Origin of the sequence: Desulfococcus sp. (genome assembly GCF_041737845.1) — a bacterium.
Lineage (GTDB): Bacteria > Desulfobacterota > Desulfobacteria > Desulfobacterales > Desulfococcaceae > Desulfococcus.
Genome location: NZ_JBGSQX010000146.1, coordinates 23,665 through 40,864 on the forward strand (window position 1 = coordinate 23,665; position 17,200 = coordinate 40,864).

At 56.0% G+C, this 17,200-nt stretch carries 13 protein-coding genes; 4 read left to right on the top strand and 9 right to left on the bottom strand.

The genetic code is table 11. From position 1 onward, the window contains the following. The first annotated feature begins 1 nt into the window (after position 1). Positions 2 to 1,075, top strand: coding sequence for a tRNA dihydrouridine synthase (locus tag ACEW8N_RS17255; protein WP_373501095.1), 1,074 nt, complete (start codon positions 2 to 4; stop codon positions 1,073 to 1,075). Between the two features lie 40 nt (positions 1,076 to 1,115). Beyond that, a complete protein-coding gene (locus ACEW8N_RS17260; RefSeq protein WP_373501096.1) occupies positions 1,116 to 3,161 on the top strand; it encodes a hypothetical protein in 2,046 nt (681 codons plus the stop codon). On the opposite strand, the gene ACEW8N_RS17265 is transcribed toward ACEW8N_RS17260, so the two are convergent. From ACEW8N_RS17265 to coaE, 6 genes are all read right to left on the bottom strand, one after another. Further along, positions 3,158 to 4,975: an Hsp70 family protein gene (locus tag ACEW8N_RS17265; RefSeq protein ID WP_373501097.1), complete on the bottom strand. Its 1,818-nt coding sequence runs from the start codon at positions 4,973 to 4,975 to the stop codon at positions 3,158 to 3,160. The two genes, ACEW8N_RS17260 and ACEW8N_RS17265, sit on opposite strands and share 4 nt — an antisense overlap. An 84-nt stretch (positions 4,976 to 5,059) precedes the next feature. Beyond that, positions 5,060 to 5,833, bottom strand: a complete 774-nt coding sequence (locus tag ACEW8N_RS17270) for a DUF2760 domain-containing protein (RefSeq protein ID WP_373501098.1) — start codon at positions 5,831 to 5,833, stop codon at positions 5,060 to 5,062. A gap of 800 nt (positions 5,834 to 6,633) precedes the next feature. Further along, entirely contained in the window at positions 6,634 to 8,031 is a 1,398-nt protein-coding gene (locus tag ACEW8N_RS17275) for a S8 family serine peptidase (RefSeq protein ID WP_373501099.1), read from the bottom strand. 45 nt (positions 8,032 to 8,076) lie between these two features. Beyond that, the gene (locus ACEW8N_RS17280) at positions 8,077 to 9,075 is read right to left on the bottom strand and encodes a J domain-containing protein (protein ID WP_373501100.1); all 999 of its coding nucleotides are present in this window, start codon (positions 9,073 to 9,075) and stop codon (positions 8,077 to 8,079) included. A gap of 146 nt (positions 9,076 to 9,221) precedes the next feature. Beyond that, positions 9,222 to 12,674, bottom strand: coding sequence for a UvrD-helicase domain-containing protein (locus ACEW8N_RS17285; RefSeq protein ID WP_373501101.1), 3,453 nt, complete (start codon positions 12,672 to 12,674; stop codon positions 9,222 to 9,224). Further along, complete coding sequence (gene coaE, locus ACEW8N_RS17290; protein WP_373501102.1) at positions 12,671 to 13,306, bottom strand: dephospho-CoA kinase; 636 nt, start codon at positions 13,304 to 13,306, stop codon at positions 12,671 to 12,673. The genes ACEW8N_RS17285 and coaE overlap by 4 nt, the downstream gene beginning before the upstream one ends. Positions 13,307 to 13,431: 125 nt before the next feature. Between coaE and ACEW8N_RS17295 the strand changes: the two genes are divergently transcribed. Continuing rightward, the gene (locus ACEW8N_RS17295; protein WP_373501103.1) at positions 13,432 to 13,677 is read left to right on the top strand and encodes a hypothetical protein; all 246 of its coding nucleotides are present in this window, start codon (positions 13,432 to 13,434) and stop codon (positions 13,675 to 13,677) included. 173 nt (positions 13,678 to 13,850) lie between these two features. Here ACEW8N_RS17295 and ACEW8N_RS17300 read toward each other — a convergent pair whose 3' ends face one another. Genes ACEW8N_RS17300 through ACEW8N_RS17310 form a run of 3 tightly spaced genes read right to left on the bottom strand, consistent with a single transcriptional unit; the run spans position 13,851 to position 15,797 of the window. Then, the gene (locus ACEW8N_RS17300; protein ID WP_373501104.1) at positions 13,851 to 14,933 is read right to left on the bottom strand and encodes an Lrp/AsnC ligand binding domain-containing protein; all 1,083 of its coding nucleotides are present in this window, start codon (positions 14,931 to 14,933) and stop codon (positions 13,851 to 13,853) included. After that, entirely contained in the window at positions 14,923 to 15,522 is a 600-nt protein-coding gene (locus tag ACEW8N_RS17305; protein ID WP_373501105.1) for a metallophosphoesterase, read from the bottom strand. Before ACEW8N_RS17305 ends, ACEW8N_RS17300 begins: the two co-directional genes overlap by 11 nt. A 56-nt stretch (positions 15,523 to 15,578) precedes the next feature. Continuing rightward, the gene (locus tag ACEW8N_RS17310) at positions 15,579 to 15,797 is read right to left on the bottom strand and encodes a hypothetical protein (RefSeq protein ID WP_373501106.1); all 219 of its coding nucleotides are present in this window, start codon (positions 15,795 to 15,797) and stop codon (positions 15,579 to 15,581) included. 447 nt (positions 15,798 to 16,244) lie between these two features. Here ACEW8N_RS17310 and ACEW8N_RS17315 point away from each other — a divergent pair, with 447 nt between their 5' ends. Further along, entirely contained in the window at positions 16,245 to 17,168 is a 924-nt protein-coding gene (locus tag ACEW8N_RS17315) for a tyrosine-type recombinase/integrase (protein WP_373501107.1), read from the top strand. Positions 17,169 to 17,200 lie beyond the last annotated feature (32 nt).

A 17,200-nucleotide genomic window follows, 5' to 3' on the forward strand; every position in this document is an offset into this window, starting at 1 on the left:
TATGACACCACGACACCAGGACGCCGCATCTGAGGCGGGATCGCCGCAGGATCCGGGCTGGGATCCGGGCGTTTTTTTCAATCGCCCCCTCCGGGTCGGCCGAGCTGTCATTCCCAAGCGGCTTTTCCTCGCACCGCTGTCCAAACTGGGAAATGTAGCGTTCCGGGAACTGATCTCAGGCTTCGGCGGCTTCGGCCTCCTCTTTTCGGAAATGGCGGGATCCCGCGGGGTGGCATCGGGCGGCGGCCCGGCCCGTTCGGGATTCATGTGGCGAAAAGAAGAGCTGCCGCATCTCGTATGCCAGCTCTACGGAGACGACCCGGAGATCATGGCCCGGGCCGCAGAAAGGGTCGCGGCCGATGGGTTCATGGGGGTCGACATCAATTTCGGATGTTCCGTCGCCGTCGTGTGCAAGCACAATTGCGGGGCCGCGCTCCTCAAGGATCCCGTCCGGGCCGGGAAGATCGTCTCGGCGGTGCGAAAGGCCGTTCCCCTTCCCCTGTTTGTCAAATATCGGACCGGATGGCACGATGATGTGGCGGGCGCTGTGGATATGGCCCGGCGGTTTGCGGACGAAGGGGCGGATGCCCTGACCTTTCATCCCCGCGTCGCACCCGACCGAAGGAGCCGTCAGCCCAAGTGGGCCTATATCGGAAAGGTGAAATCCGCGGTCTCCATCCCTGTTTTTGGAAACGGAAATGTCTTCGACCTACGGGATTGTGAAAGAATGGTCTCCGAAACCGAATGCGACGGCGTTGCCGTTGGAAGGCTTGCGGTAGCGCGTCCATGGACCTTCGCTCAATGGACGGACGGCTTCGCGCCGGACGCCTGCATCTACCGGCGCTGCGCCCTTGGGCTCATCGATCTGCTGCTCAAGCATTTTGACGCCCCGACGGCGATGCGCAGGTACTGCAAGTTCTCCGGCTATTTTGCCGCGAATTTCAAGTTCGGACACACCTTTTTTTCGCTGGTCCACCGGGCGAAGACGATCGAAGCGCTCAGAAACGCCGTCACGGCCTTTTTTGAGACGGCGCCCGAGATCGCCGCAAGACCCAATATCACCATGCTCAGATGATTCCTGCCGGAAAACGCACATTCTTTGGGAGGATCGCCGGATGATGAGTTCAGAGAAAAGAGGGATTGTCGAGTTCTTCCTGAACATTTTCAAGCTTCAGATGAATCTGCCCGGACGGGCGGGGCAATACCGCATGATATCCGAGGAGGATGCGGCGGCCGATCAGATTTTCGAGCTGCGCGTCAAGGGAGAGGATCAATGGATATCCCGGCGGATGACGATCAGCCCCCTGGGCGAGGAGAGCGGCAGCAAAAGCAAATGCTTCAAGGTGATTTATGACGACATGATCGTCATCAAGATGCCGCCCTCGCCCATTACCGATTTTGCCAAATATGTCGAATCGATCCAGGCGGAGCGCAGGATCGCCCAGCACCTCGAACCCGATATCCGGTGCGTGACGCCCAGCCTCTCCGCCATCCTGCGCAAGATTCCGCCATTCTCCAATGAACTCGACACCGACTTCATGCGGTTCGAGGAGCGCTGCTATCAGAAAATACGGATTCTCCCGATTTTTGAGAAATATTTAAAGATAGGAGACGCCTTTGCTTTTTTCATGAATTTGTCCCGGTACAGCTTTCTGAAGCAGATTATCACCCGGATGCACGATATCCGCCAGGCGGTGCGGCGGGAGATATCAACCCAGACCGAGATTTTAGGCAATCCCATGTTGTTCGAGGAGATCTACGGGAACGACGGCGGCGTCTTTTTTGCCCTGGACGGCCTCTACGGGGCCTATGAAGAGGCGCTCCGTCGCCTGGAGCGGGATCATGCCATCTCTCCCGTTTCAAGTTTCAGCAGGAAGGACTGGTTCCTCTCCCACCTTGCCGGAAAGCCCGTGAATCAGGGTGGCGAGCAGGTCCCCCCCGGATTCGTCGATGACCTCAACGGGTTGATCAAACACATCATGGAGACCGATCCCGACGTGATCGACGCCTACCGAAAAGCGATGCGAAGGCACACCAGCCGGAAGCTGTTCGTCCAAAACCGGGCCCGCATGGGAGGCATCATTACAAACCTCCTGGGGAATCTTGCGGTCCTGAAGCGCAAGAAGACCGCCGTGAGGGATCTCAAGCCGGACAACGTCTTCATCGCGGGGGATTTGTCCGGAGAGCCCTTTCTGCTTGAAACGCCCGAAAAGTATTCCATCGGGCTGATCGATTTTGAGACCTCCGTTGTCTTTTATCAAGGGAGCGGGGATGATATTCCTCAACCCATGCTGGCGGGCACCCCTTCCTACGCCACCGTATCCCATTTGTTCCCGAACGATTTTCTTTCGGCGATGTATCCCAGTCTTGCCCGGATCCTACATCTTCAGGACTGGCACGCGGTGAGCACCATGATCTACAATGTCGTGACGGGGCAGCAGCTGGGCCTGGAAACCGGCAGGCTCATGCCGATGATGATCCGGGATATGAAGGCCGCCCAGGAAAAGAATGTTTCCAGGAATGACATCTACCGGAGATATACCCTCGTGTTCTGGACTGCCGCGGCCGGAGAGTTCGGCAGGAAAACCGGTCTTCATCAGAAGGTGCTTGCGGATGTCAGGGTCCAGATTCCCAAGTCTGCCAAAGAGATGCTGTCGGAGGAGATTGGAATATCCAAAACCGCGATATGGGAATGGATGAAGGTGCTGCTCAAAAACCCGTCGGTATCCCTGACCCAGAAAGATATCGACGGCATCTCAAATGCTTCCGGTGAGAAACTGGTCCAGTGGCGGAACCGGTGGGAAAAAGGGGCGAACGAGAAGGGGCTTCCCGAGGCCGCCCGGAAGAAGGTCCTTGGCGTGTTGAACGGGCTGGTGAAGCTGAAGCGGGACCGGGAAAGGATGGAGACGTTCCTGGATCGCCTTGGAGTGCCCAAACCCATCGTCCAGGCGGATGACCTCCTCGGGGTGATGTTCAACACGGTCCTCTATGGCATGCACAAGCCCGAATGGGGCGTGATCACCGGAGAGCCGGCGGCGCCGACCGCGGGAGCCCCTTCGGCGCACACCCCGGATGCCGCGGGGGGCTGCGAAAAAACCATGGCCCTCGACTGCGCCGTCAGGCGGATCGAACATCCGCCATCAAAAGCCGGAACATCCTAAAATGATTCAGCCGAGGCCTGCTCCCGCACATTGAATTCGAGCTTCCAGCGCCGGTCCGGCTCGACCTTCGAGACGCACCAGATTTCGAGGGTGCCGATCTCGGTCACCCGAATCTCCAGAATCACGGGGATCGCCGTGCCGGTGTCGCCGCTCAGGGTGGTTTCCATCGTCGTGATCTCCTCGATGTCATCTTCCCACTCTTCAACCACCTGACCGATCGTGTCTTCGATTCTGACGGAGGATCCCAGAAAATCGAATTTTACGGGCTCGCCGACCACGAGGACGAACTCCTGATTTGCCAGGGCCGCCTCAGTCCCCTCCTCCATGCCGAACGGTGCGACGCAGAGGGCCTTGATGGGAACGGGCATACCCGGCACCGCCGGCAGGGATGCCGCGACGCCGATGTAATAGGTCTTGTTGAGCCCGCCCCGGATGCGAACGCCTTCCCCCCTGCGGGCAAGGCCGTAATAGGCTGCTCCCCGGGCCACGCTGAGGTCGAAATCCCGCGTCGGAATTTCGCGGATGGCGGCATCGGACGGCGCCCAGGAGGACATGATCCCCACCAGGTGCCGGCGAAGGGCCTCCGCCTTCATGACGCCGCCGTTGAACAACACCGCCGTCGGCAGGCGATGGCGCCCGCCGCCATCCTTTTGCTGGCGGTGGAGAAAATGGGCCAGATGCCGGGTGATTCCCGGGTCGGCCTCGTATGCCAGCCCGACCTCCTGAATCCCGAATCTTTGCTTTGCCTCCGGAACCGCGTCCAGGCCGCACTGGGGGAAAAAGCCGTCAAGGAGAATCTTCTGGACGGTCTCACGGTCCAGGGAGACCTTCTGGGTGCCGCCGATCAGCTTGCTCCCCCGCCCCAGAACCGTTAGGGTATACTCCTCGATATCGGCATCCGAGAGGAGGGTCTCCTTCGCCTTCCGGCAGGCGTGCCAGAGGCTGCGCATCTGCCAGGCATCCGGCGCTTTCTTCTTGCCGGGCAATTTCTGGGAGGCGGCATAGGCCAGGGTCAGATCCATGTTGTCGCCCCCCACCAGAAGATGATCCCCCACGGCGATCCGTTCGAGCGACAGCTCGCCGCCGGCCTCGTCCACCTGAATCAGGCTGAAGTCGGAGGTGCCGCCGCCCACGTCGAAAACCAGGACGAGGTCGCCTTTGTGGACATTCTCCCGCCATTTTTCCTCAGATGATTCGATCCATGCGTAAAAGGCCGCCTGGGGCTCCTCCAGCAGGGTGATCCGGGTCAGCCCCGCCATTTCAGCCGCCTTCACGGTGAGATCCCTGGCCACCGCGTCAAATGACGCCGGCACGGTCAGGAGAACCTCCTGCTGCTCGATGCGGAGGCTGTCGTCCCCGGCCGCCATGGCGTAATCCCATGCATCCCGAATATGTTTGAGAATCTCCGCCGCCGCGGCCACCGGAGAGAGTTTGTCGAGATCATCGGGGCCTTCCCAGGGGAGGATCGGCTTGTTTCGGTCCACCCAGGTATGACACAGCCAGGATTTGGAGGAGGCGATCAGCTTCTGGGGCAGCTCCGCCCCCCTGTTTTTGGCGAACTGTCCGACGGCCAGGGTATTGTCCTCCGACCAGGGGAGCCGGAGGGCGTCCCGCGGAACGTCGTGGGGGCCGGGCAGGAGGATGAACGACGGGAGGATGCTCTGTTTTTCCACAACCCCGGCGTCGGTTAGCTGGGGAATCTCCAGGACGCGGATATCCGGTTTTTGACCCTTCTTGAGGTTCGTCTCGGTATAGGCGACGACGCTGTTGGTTGTGCCCAAATCAATGCCGACAATATAGACAGGATCTGACAATGATAGCCTCCTCATGTGACCATGGAATCGTCTCGGGCGGGGGAATCGGGTTCCCGAGCGAACGGGCTTTCGCCCTTCGGTGGGTTATAAGATTTCGACCTCGGCCGGGGCGATGATGCGCGGGTCCCGGTCGCCGGACAGGGTCGGCATCCCGATTTTCTCGGCTTTCCAGCCTTTGTGTCGCAAAATCCCTTTGAACGGAGGATTTCCCGTGACATTACCGGTCAGTTTGACGGCGTTGGGATCGAAGCCGGGTGCAATCGTAATCTCGCTGTCCTCTTCATCAGACAGGATGGATTGCGGAACGATATACTTGTCGACGATTTTCCGGCAGTTTTCATGGATGTTGCGGGCGGCGGCGCCGATGTCCCCGTCGGTGTAGCCTTCGATCTCCTCGGCAAGGAAATCCATGAGCCGCCCTTCCCGCTGCAGCAGCGAGAACAGATGGAGATAGAGGCGCTCCTGATTCATCCTCAGGGTTGCCGGGTCGAAAACCTCCGGAGCGGCCTTGCGGGCGGAGACATCCGACGGCGGCCGTTCGGCTGATGCGCCGCCGGCCTTTCGGAGCGCGCCGGAGAAGGAAAGCCTCAGGCACAGCCACAGCAGGACGGCAAACCCCAGGGCGAGGAAGACGGAAACAGGGATGTAGAAATCGGCAATCATGTCGAGCCAGGCCCTGAACTGCAGCACCAGTTCCCGGTAATCCGCAATCCCCGCATCCCCCCCCAGCACCGATAATTTCAGGGAAACGATATGGATCGCGACGTAGATGGCCGCATCGATCACCAGCCAGAGTATCAGGCTGAAAAACAGGACCCAGAAGAGTGTCCGGCGGGAAAGGGATTTGACGGCGTTCATGAAAGATGTCTCCTTGAAGTGATCAATGATGTGATCCGTCCATCCCGTCCAGCATCCGATGGGCTTTCCGCCTGGCCTGTGCCCGGGGGATGTCGCGAGAAGGGCCGGCGACCATTCTTCCTCGGGATGAAGATCTATGAAGGATCGTTTATTGGAAATTTGAACGTATACCAAAAAGGTTTTGAAAGATCAATCGGCTGAAAAAATATTTACAGGGCGGACGCATGTGGGAATGTCTGAAAGGGTCTTCGCAAGGCGCTCCCGGCGGTGCGGTCATTCTCTTTGCCTTGCCAGAATGACTTTTACATGGTAAATATTGACGGTTTCGCAAAAAGGCCGATATCTGCGTTACGCTTCATCCATCGCTCCTGCGGCGTACTGTAAGTATACTGCATTCCTCGGGATTCGCAAGTCTTGATCTCGGCCTGTTTGCCAAACCGTCTGGAAATCGACTTTTTGCGGACGCATCAATACTCGGACATTAACTTGAAAACAGCTTTCACAGCTCATCGGCACGGTCATACCCGTTGAGACACCGTGCCCGGATCGACGAAACCTTATGACCATCTACAAATTCAGATTCGATTTTGAAGTCGGCACATTAATGAAAAGCCCCTGCAAGAATTGCAAGGACAGGGAAGAATTTCCTGAATGCATGACGGAATGCAAATGGCTTGACAGGATCCAGACGGTCCTCGCCGCAACCAGATCGTCCACCCGGAGCGCGTGAAAGACCCGGGCGGCCGATGATCCGTCAGGAGGCCCATCGCTTGCAGGCCCGCCATCAAGCCTTTCCGATTTCATTGATTCTTTTTAAGATAGTTCATTACATCCGCCTTTTTCCAATCGGGGTTCTCCGATAACAGACCGGATATGACGTTGGAGACGTATGCGGCGGCCACGGACGTCCCCGCGTAGAGGCCGGCCTCGCCCCTGTATCCCACGGGCAGGTTGGCATAGCCGGGGGCCGCAACCGAAACAAAGCTGCCGTAATTGGACTGCCGCCAGCGGGTCCCATCCGGAGCCAGGGCGCCCACCCCCAGCACCGAGGGGTAGGCTGCGGGATAGACAGGCTTTCCAGTGGGTTCGTTCCCCGCCGAAGCCACGACGATAAGCCCCCGGCTGTCGGCGTAATTCAGGGCCTCTTCCAGAAATCGGCTCGGCGTTTCAGAGCCCCAGCTCATGCTCAGAACCCTCGCCCCATTCTGAACCGCGAAATCAATCCCCCGCATGACGGCGAAGTTGGATGTCATGCCGTTGTCGTCAAAGGTTCGGATCGGGATGATCGGCGGCGTCGCCCCGTGATCCCCCACCGCACCCATGGGTCGGACCATGCCGGCGGCGATCAGCGCCATCTGGGTCCCGTGGCCCAGGCCGTCCGTGACGGGCATCTCGGGCCGAACCGCATCCAGGGCGGCGATCACGCTCTCCTCCAGCCCGTATCCGGCGAGCACGCCCGAATCCAGGACCGCGATCGGAGCGCCCCCGCCGTCCGGGAGGGCTGCAGCGGCTTTGGTCTCCCGCGGAATCGCGGCGCCGGCCCCAGACCACTGCGGGGCAAGGATGGGAAGGGCATGATTCGGCTCCGCGATCAGCCGCCCTTCCTTCTCCTTGAGCTGATCCAGGAAATCAGGGATATCGATGCCGTCGGGCAGGCGGGCCCGATAGATGCCCAGGACATCGTTCTTTTCAAGGATGGTGCCCCCGGCGCCGGCGATGAGCCGCTCGATGAGATGGCCGTCCGCGCCCGGCCGGGCCTGAAGCAGGATTTCATTTTTGACGTAAAGCGTTCCGTCTCCGGGATTCCTCGCCACGGCAAATCCGGTCTCCGCCCCGTCGGCATCGCCCCCGGTCCGGGATCCTGGAGCGAACACCTGGATTTCCGACAGGCGCAGCTTTCCGCCATTCCGGTTCCGTTCCCAGAAAAGGACGTACCCGTAGGGATTGAGGATGGCCCCAAACCCTTCGTGAACCGGTTTGTTTTTAAATTCCGCCGATATCCTGGGGTTGATCTCGGGCGCGGAGGTTACTTTGATGCCGGCGGCGGCAAGCCCGTCCAGGATTTCCCGGAGGGGGACGCCCTGGGCATGCACGGAGAGGCGATCTCCATCCACCTCGACTTCGACGGCGCGGATGAAAGACGGAAAGGCGATGATCCCCGCAAGGATCAAGATTGACGTGAAACGATGGACTCTCAATGCCAATTTCCCAAAGTGAGCCCCTTGCGACAGACAGGGCGCCACCTATTTTTTTTTGTTCTTGATCTCCCGATACGCATCCGCCAGGTGGATGAAGGCATCATGATCCCCGCCCTTGTCCGGGTGCATCTCCTGGGCTTTCCTGCGAAACAGACGGGACAGCTCTTTTTTGGATAACCGTCTCATTTCGTCCTCGGAAATTCCGAAGATGGAACCGGCCTCTTTGAAGGAGACCGCTGGCTTCCTTTCGGGGAAACGGAACCCCCGGCGGCTGTTCATCCAGCTCTGGAGAAGGTCTTCGAGATAGCCGCTGCGGCCGTAGTCATTGTCGAAAAATGTGACGAGATACCTCACGAGATATTCGTGAAGGTGATTTTTCAGGCGGAGATCCGCCCAGAAACGATCGTCCCGGTTCAGACGGCAGATGTCCTGGACAAAAAGGGTGTCGACCGCATTCTGGTCCAGCCCCTGGGGCATGGATCTGGCAAAATGTTCGGAAAAATGCCGCTGAATGTCGAAGATGACAAAGACGTAGGATTTCAGTTCATGGGGCTTGAGAATCTGCTCCGACAGCATGAAGTGCTGTTCGATTTCATCCCTTGATTTACGGGCGAGACCCTTGAAGAGCTTGGGGGAAGCCATCCCGATCCGCCCCTGGTCGGTCTGGCCGAACCGGAGAAAATGCACCCGGCGCCGATCGAAGAGATGAAAATTCAGGTTTTCCGAAGGGTCATCCGTAGGATGGTTCGCGCCGGATGCGCCCCTTCGCCGAAAATAGGCCTGGGCTTTCTGGATATCCGGGCGGACGAAGGCCCAGAAGACCTCGTCCAGTTCGTCCATGTCGTATGTCACGTGCAGCGACCGGAGCTGATCCTCGATGGCCTCGTGGACATAAAAGGCATTTCCCCCCGGGTACCGGAGAAAGGCGCCGGGGTCTTCGCCGAGGTCGATCAGGTCTCGGCTTCGAAACATGTCGTCGTCCGGGTAGGATTCCCGGATGGCATAACGGGTTTTCCCCTCTGCTTGATAACGCGCCAGATACACGCTTCCCCCTGTCGGTGTATGTTCAGAAGCATATCAATTTGATAAAATATGGCCGGATTTCATGAAAGCAAACCTTGCCATCTTCATGGCGGCCTGCAGCGGTTTTGCTGCCCCGGCCTGCCGGACCTTCCGCCATCCTTTCGGGATCATTTTCTGGAGAACAGATCCAATTGAATGCTTCGCTTCGGCTGGAAGGATCCGCCTGTCTCCCGCCGGTCGATCAAGTGGCGGGAGATGTCCGAAACAAACGGGGAGAGACGTCTTTTTTCGGATTTTCCATGGATCAACCGGGTTCCTGCGCAGGAAAGAAACAGGGCATCCATGGCGCGGGTCATGCCGACATAGAAGATCCGCCGCTCCTCTTCCACGTTTTCGCATCGGTTTTCCCGGTTTTTGAAAGGAAGAAATCCGTCTTCGCACCCGACGATAAAAACCACCGGAAATTCGAGGCCCTTGGATGCGTGGAAGGTCGCCAGGGTTACTTTCTGGGCGGCGTCGTCACGGGCGTCGGCATCGGCGTCCAGGGCGGCCATGTCGAAAAAATCCGCGCCGCTCTCGGCCGAAATGCCCGCCGCCCTGTGAAGCAGGCGCTTCATCGCCTCGGTTCTGTCCGGGGAGGACGCGATCCTCTCCTGCAGCACGGTGTGCTCCTTCAGGTGGATCAGGGCCGCTTGGGGCGGCTTTCCCAGAATGGCGCCCCGCAATTCCCCCAGCGTCTCCTTCATCGCCCTAAGGCGATGTTTCACCGCCGGGGGCATGTCATCCGGCGGGCGGTTCTCATCCCAGAGCAACGCGCTCATGGAAACATCCCGATCATAGAACCAGGCCTTGAAGGCGCGAAGGGTCTCTTTTTGCCACCCGAGGCCGGGAAGCAGGCAGACGCGTTCAAAATCGTTCAGAATTCCTCTCCCGGAAAGGAGCTTGTAGAGCGACATCAGCTCCCGCACCCCCGGCTGCCCGTATATCTTGTCGCGATGGGCCATCTGGCAGGGAATCCCCGCTTTTTCAAAGGTTTCGAGGAAGATGCTTCCCTGGGCGTGGCTTCGATAGAGCACGGCGAAATCGGAGAAGGCGCGGTCCTTTTCATTCGGCCGCCCGTCGCCGGGACCGAAGTCGATGGCGGAAAAGCCGAAACCGCCGACCATGGATTCGATCAGCCTGCCGACGGCGACGGCCTCGCTTCTGTCGGTGGGCGCCTCCATGACCGTGAGGGTTTTCATCCCTTGGATCTCCGAGTAGGCGCGGACCCCGGGCGCGTTGAGGCTGTGGCGGCGGATCATATGATGGGCGGCCTCCAGGATGGCTTCCACGGAACGGTAGTTCCGGCTCAGGTGGATAACCCGGCTGCCGGGGTAGTCGTCCATGAAGCGCTGAAAGTATGCGACATCGGCGCCCCGAAACCCGTAGATGGACTGATCCGGATCCCCGATGACAAAAAGTTCTCTGCCGTCATCCGGACACAGGGTCCGGATGAGCCGGTATTGGGCGGGGTTGACGTCCTGATACTCGTCAACCAAGACATGCCGGAAGCGGTCGACGAGATGCCGGCGGAAACGGGGGTCCGCCTCGAGGCGCCGAACCGTTTCCATGATGAGGTCGTCGCAGTCCATCAGCCCTTCGGCCGCGAGCATCCTCTGGTAGGTCCGGTAGACCCCTCTGAAGTTTGGGGCGGCGTCCGCCTCCGCGAGATGGGCGTGGGCATCTTCCGGCCCCAGAAGGTATTGCTTGGCCCGGGATATCCACTCCGAAACCCGTCGGACCGGGAGACTGCCGGGGGGAAGCGGCCGGGCATGTCTGTCGAAAGCCGCCTGGATCAGGAGCTGCCTGTCGGGCTCGTCGATGATGGCGCGGGGCGCTGCGCCGGCCTCCCTCAACATGGCGGAACAGAAGCCGTGGAAGGTCCCGATGGCGGGCAATTCTTGCAGGGGCTCCGGCATCGGCGGCAGGAGGGCCTTCAGCCGGGTTTTCATCTCCCGGGCGGCCTTGTTGGTGAAGGTGACGGCCAGGATGTTCCCGGGGGAAATGTTGCGGACCGCCATGAGATGGGTGATGCGATGGGTGAGGGTCCGCGTCTTTCCGGTACCCGGCCCCGCGATGATCAGGAGGGGGCCCCCCTGGTGGCGGACGGCCGACGCCTGAGCGTCATTGAGCCCGCTCAGGCTGAAAGGACCGGATGTCCCGGGCGAAGCCGGCCGCGCCTCCACGGGCTTCGCACCCTCTCCGATCGATGATTCCCCTGCCCTGCCGGGGCTTGGCTGCCGGGGAATCCGTGGAGATGCTTTTTCCGCGGGCGGGCGCTTCGGCCTCCCCTGAAAGAAGAGGGTCTGCTGGCCCTTGAGGGCCTCCTTTTCCCCTTCCTCGAAGACCCGTATGCGACCGTATTCGCCGTCAAATCCAGGGGAAATATGAACGCGGCCCCGGCGCATGCGATGGACGGCCTCCCCCAGGAGCGGGATGCCGGCCTGATGGATGACATCGATGGGGCAGTCCTTCAGGATATGAAGTTCCGGGCCGAGGTGATGGATCGCCTTTTCACAGTCGCGCGCCACCTTCTGGCTTTTCACTCCTGCGCCGCATATTTCGGAGAGGATCTCCGTCAGGGGAATGAGATGGTGGCTGGGGGGCCTGTCCGGAATGACCGTGCCCTCCGGCCGGTCGGCCAGGGACTCGACGCGATGCAGAACCCCCAATGTCATGGGCGCGCCGCATTCCGGGCAGCGGTATCCGGTCTTGGCCCCCTCCGACGGATGACGCCACACCCTGCATTTGCGATGACCATCCATGTGGTACTTCCCTTCCTCGGGATACATGTCGATGGTCCCCAGGCATCGGGCCGTGTCTCCCGAGGCGAGGGCGTCCCGCAGCCCGGAAAAGGAGAGGTCCGCATCCAGGATGTTTGCATTTCTCCCCAGGTTCGACGGGGAGTGGGCATCGGAATTGGAGACGAGGGTCCGGCCGTCCAGTTCGGACACCCGCCAGTTCATGGGGGGGTCTGAAGACAGGCCGGTTTCCACGGCGAATATCCTGTCGGAAAGATCCTCGAAACAGGATGCCAGGGAGTCGAACCCCGACCTGGACCCCAGAAGTGAAAACCAGGGCGTCCAGATGTGGGCCGGTATCAGGAAGGCCTCTTCCGAGCATTCCAGCAGGGTCTCCAGGAGGTTCCTGGCATCCAGGCCCAGGATCGGCCTGCCGTCCGACCGGATATTGCCGATGGCGTCCAGCCGGGTGTTGAGGGTTTCGGCAATCTCGAAGCTCGGAACATAGATAAGGTTATGGTTTTTCCGGGTAGTTGCGTTTTTTTTGTAGATATTGCTGATCTCGCTCTCCAGGATGAAGCGGACCGATCCGGGGCAGGATGCGGGGAGCTCGGCATCGCAGCCTCGACGGATGTCGTCCCTCAATGCGAACAATCCCGGTTCGGCCGGGACCAGCTTTTCCCGGAGCTCTTGAAACCAGACCGGATGGGTGAAATCCCCCGTGGCGACAAGGGTGATCCCCTTGCGTCTGGCGCTGATGTAAAGCCCTTCCAAATCGAGGTTTCTGGCGGTCGCGCGCGAATACCTGGAGTGAACATGCAGGTCTGCAATGAATTTCATGCGTTACGTTCCGATTTGGCTCGGTCCACGGGAACGGACTGTTTCAACAGCGCATACACCTCAAGGCTCCTTGACCGCGTCTGGTCAAGGGTTCCGGAATTGTCGATCAGGATATCCGCCCGTTTTTTTTTCTCTTCAATGGAAATCTGACTGCGGATTCGCGCCATGGCATCCGCTTCGGACAAATGGTTTCGTTCCATGAGGCGGGCGATTTGAAGGGGCTCCGGGATGTAGACCACAATGATTCTGGGCAGCCGGTGGTGCATGCCGGCCTCAAAAAGCAGGGGGATATCCTGGATGACAACGGCATCGGGGTCGGCCTCCTGAATTTTTTTCATCTGATCCGCCATGCCTTCGAAGACGAATGGATGCACGATCTGGTTCAATGTCTCCTTCCGGCCGGCATCGTGAAAAATGATCCGCCCCAGTTTTTCCCGGTGGATCTCTCCATCCTCCTGGAGGATCTCCCTTCCAAATGATTCGACGATGTTCCGCCATGCCGGGAGCCCCTGGCGGACCGCATCGCGGGCGATGCGGTCCGCATCGATGATGACGGCGCCCGCCTGTCTGAGAAATGCCGCCACCGTCGTCTTGCCGGTCGCAATCCCTCCCGTAAGGCCTGCAATGATCATATGTGCTTCTCCAGAACCCGACAATGCAAATCAATGGGATTTTCATAGAGGGCTTTTGCGGTTTTGGCAAGGGCCAAAGAAGATCAGAGATTATGAGAGTTAATTATTGACAAGATGGGAAAGGTATGACTAATGTTTCAGTCAAAATAAAAGTAATAACGCCAACTGGAATCCCATGCCCGCAGGGGCTGGAGAGGTTTATGAAAAAGCTGCGGAAATGCATCCCTCCAGACTTTAGCCCGAAAGAGATAAGGTTTTTCGAGAGGTTGAATGAAGACGGATCGAAGCTGTCCGAATATCGCCGTTTTTTCAATATCACCATGCTGATCGGCGTGACCTGGGGGCTGGTGTTCCTGTCGACGGTGATCTGATGCGTCTCGTCCCAATGGGCGCGACGTAGCCCTCCGGCCGAAAATGCCGGCAGCGGCGTCGCCTGTCGACCGCCGATCCGTGCACACTGCCTTGCCCCAAACATTGTTCACCGGGAGGCTGTCAACCACCCCTGAGCCGCCGCCTTCCCCCGACTGTCCGGTTTGCGATCCCCTCAGCCCTGTTTGTGTTTTGAGAAGGTCGGAATCAGCGTCTGGGTTTTCCGAACCCCCGGAACCTTCCGGATGTGTTTGTAGACAAAGTAGCCGATCACTTCCGAGTCGGAGCTGAGCCAGTCCCGTTCCATGACGATTTTTACGATGAGATCAAACTCGCCCGGAACATCGTAGATTTCCGTCACCTCCTCGAGGGCAAAGATCTTCTCCATGATTTTGTATTCCTCTCCGGCCTTGACCGAAATCAATACGAACGCCGTCATGAGGTGCTTCATTTCCGGAAATTCAAACCCTTGCTGGTTGGCCATTTTCGCCCGAAACTCCTCCATGTTTTTCGGAATGATCTGATCCAGGCCGATGCCGTAGCGCCGATCTCTCCCTTTTTTCCATTGATGAAGGGAGATATAGGCATACAGGTCGGCTATCGTCCGGTTCTGAAATGCCGCGGGCAGATGACTTTTTTCGATAATCGAGACAAACGGCAGAAAAACGGTCTTATGCCAGTCTTTCGCGGCGTCTTGAAACGAAACCGGATTTTCATGGATCGCCGTGAGGGACGCCTGATGTTCGCCGATCTGCTCCAGCAGATAGGCATACTGGCCGACCTCCGTCAGTTCAATCGGGGATGTGATCCCTGTTTTTTCCATGAAATCGACTTTTTCCCGGTAGAGAATGTTCTCAATGGTTTTCCGGGAAGGGAGGAATTCAAGGATATGGGCGTGGATGGTCTTCCATCCCCGTTCCTTTGCAACGGAAACGCGGTGGTTGCCGTCAACGATATAGTATTCGTCCTTGATCTGGTAAAGGGTAATCGGCGGCAGCGGCTTGCCGTCACGGACCGCCTGTTTGACTTTCATCAGCCGCTCGGAGGGGAGTCCGGTTTTCAGCCGAAACCGATTATCGAAATCCTGATACCGTCCCACGCTTCCGACGATCTTGTCCACTTCGACTTCCCTTAACCCCAGATCCCGGGTGTCGAAGGCCTCTTCATTTTCCTGATCTTCCCTGAAGCTTTTCAGTTCATTTTTCTGGCGCCGATTCTTTAAAACCGTGAGAAGGCTGTCAAATATTTTATTTTTCATTGATCTCCAATAAAAAGTAGCCGACGGTGTTGATAACCCGGGTATTTTTCACGATTCGGATTCGTTCTGAGGGATCATTGAAATGAGCATGAATATGGCCGTGGATAAAATATCTGGGCGAAAAACGATCAATCAGGTGATGGAAGCTCCTGAAACCCCTGTGACAGAGATCTTCGGCATCACCAATGTAACGCGGCGGAGCATGGGTGATGATGATATCCACACCGCGCCACCACCATAATTTGGGCCATATCCTGAATATTTTTTTTTTCATCTGGGTATCGGTATATTGAATTGGATTGCCGTTATACCACCTGGAGCCCTCCAATCCGAGTATGCGCAGGTTATTGAATCGAATCAGCTGAGAATCAATGTTATTGCAGTTTAGAGGGGGAGATTCGGCATATCTGATATCATGGTTTCCCCTGACGTAATATAAGGGCGAATCGATCCGTGACGATAAAAAAGAAAGGTACTCCGGTTGAAGATCGCCACACGACAAAATAAGATCGATATCCTTAAATAGTTCTGGATTGAATTTATTATAAAGAACAGGCTCAATATAGTCTGATACGCTCAATATTTTCATATGTGTATAATATTCATTCAATGGAATAAATATAAAAGATTCATGTCTAAGCTATTTTAGTCTTCCAAAATAGACTTAATGCCATTTTTTTCCATATCATCCATGGACATATCATTATATCTCTTTATAAAGCTTTCAATGGCGACTTGAAGCATATCTTCGATGGATAATTCAAATTCTATGGACATTTTCTTGAATTCTTTGAGTTGTCGCTTATTGAGCGTAACGGACAATCTTCCAGATTCTGGTGTAATATGGTATTTGGTTCGTGCCATTGCAAATCTCCATTTGAAATTATATATGGAAAGCCATGGCAACCGATATCATATTAATAGCCCATATTCAATTAATGATGCGTTGGTTTTGATTTAAGGTGGAAAAAAATATTACCCCCGTTTTTGGATACGGTTTGTGCTGTAAATTATTTCAAAATTATAGCAAGATTAATCTACTAAACATGAATCGAACGAATATAATGAGATAAATAACATAAATTGCAGAAAACGAAGGCTCCGGCAGACAAAATATTGCACAATATGTAAATATTGTGATATTTTTGAACCCACTTGACACGATTCCGGGGCAGGTCTTCCTATGGCATCGGAAAAAATAACGCCGCCTGGAGGGATTGACTATTGTGCAATAATAGAATATAAAGCATGTATAAATATAGATTTTGTATCATAAATTGCTTTAAATTTAAAATAACGACAGATATGGCCATGAAAAACTCCTTTCAACCTGAAAAAGATCATACGGTGCATGAAGCTATAAATGGCTATTTGGATGAAAAAATAGGTATTGGCTCTTTAAGTAAAACATCGGTGATAAACAGGAGATATGAGCTAAACAGGTTTGAAAAATTTTGTAAAGAGAATAAGATATGCAAACCATCAAATATACATAAAAATTTAATAATATCCTATTTAAAATCCCTTAAAATCTCAAATTCCTCAAAATTGAGCATTATATATGTATTAACCGGTTTCATGGATTATTTGGTGGATCAAGGCCTTATTGTTGAAAATATTGCATCTTTAATTGCTAAGCCCAAAATATATCCTCCAGCCTTTGATTATCTCAGTTATAGTGAACTTGAGAGGGTTTATCAGGTTACTGCTCAAAAAACCGGAAAAAAAACTGTCGATCGAAATTTATTATTAATAAGTCTATTTACAGACATTTGCCTTCGTGTATCTGAATCTATTCAGTTAAAGCTATCTGATGTTCGCTTAGATGCAAAAGAGTTATGGATCACGCGAAAACGCAATAAGGTCGATAAAATACCATTAAATGAAGATTTGGTGAAAAAGTTTCTAAGATGGTATGATGTTCGGGTTGAGTATAAAGGGAGTGAAACGGACTGGGTTTTTCTATCCAGTCATGGAAAACCGCTGAAACCTCGACAGGTGCATTATATCGTCAGCAACGCCCTTGAACATGCGGGAATCATCAAAAGAAAGCACGGACCCCACCTGCTGCGGCATTCCGGTGCCAGCTTGAAAGCCCAACTGGGGGAGAATTTGATCATGATTCAATACCTCTTGGGCCATGAAAATTTGAACACCACCCGAAGATACCTTCATTTCAACTGGGACGACCTCAAGGAAATGGTGGAAAGAAGCCCGATCCTGGGGAATAAATAGAATACATGGTCGCTTTTAGCGAGGCTACGGAG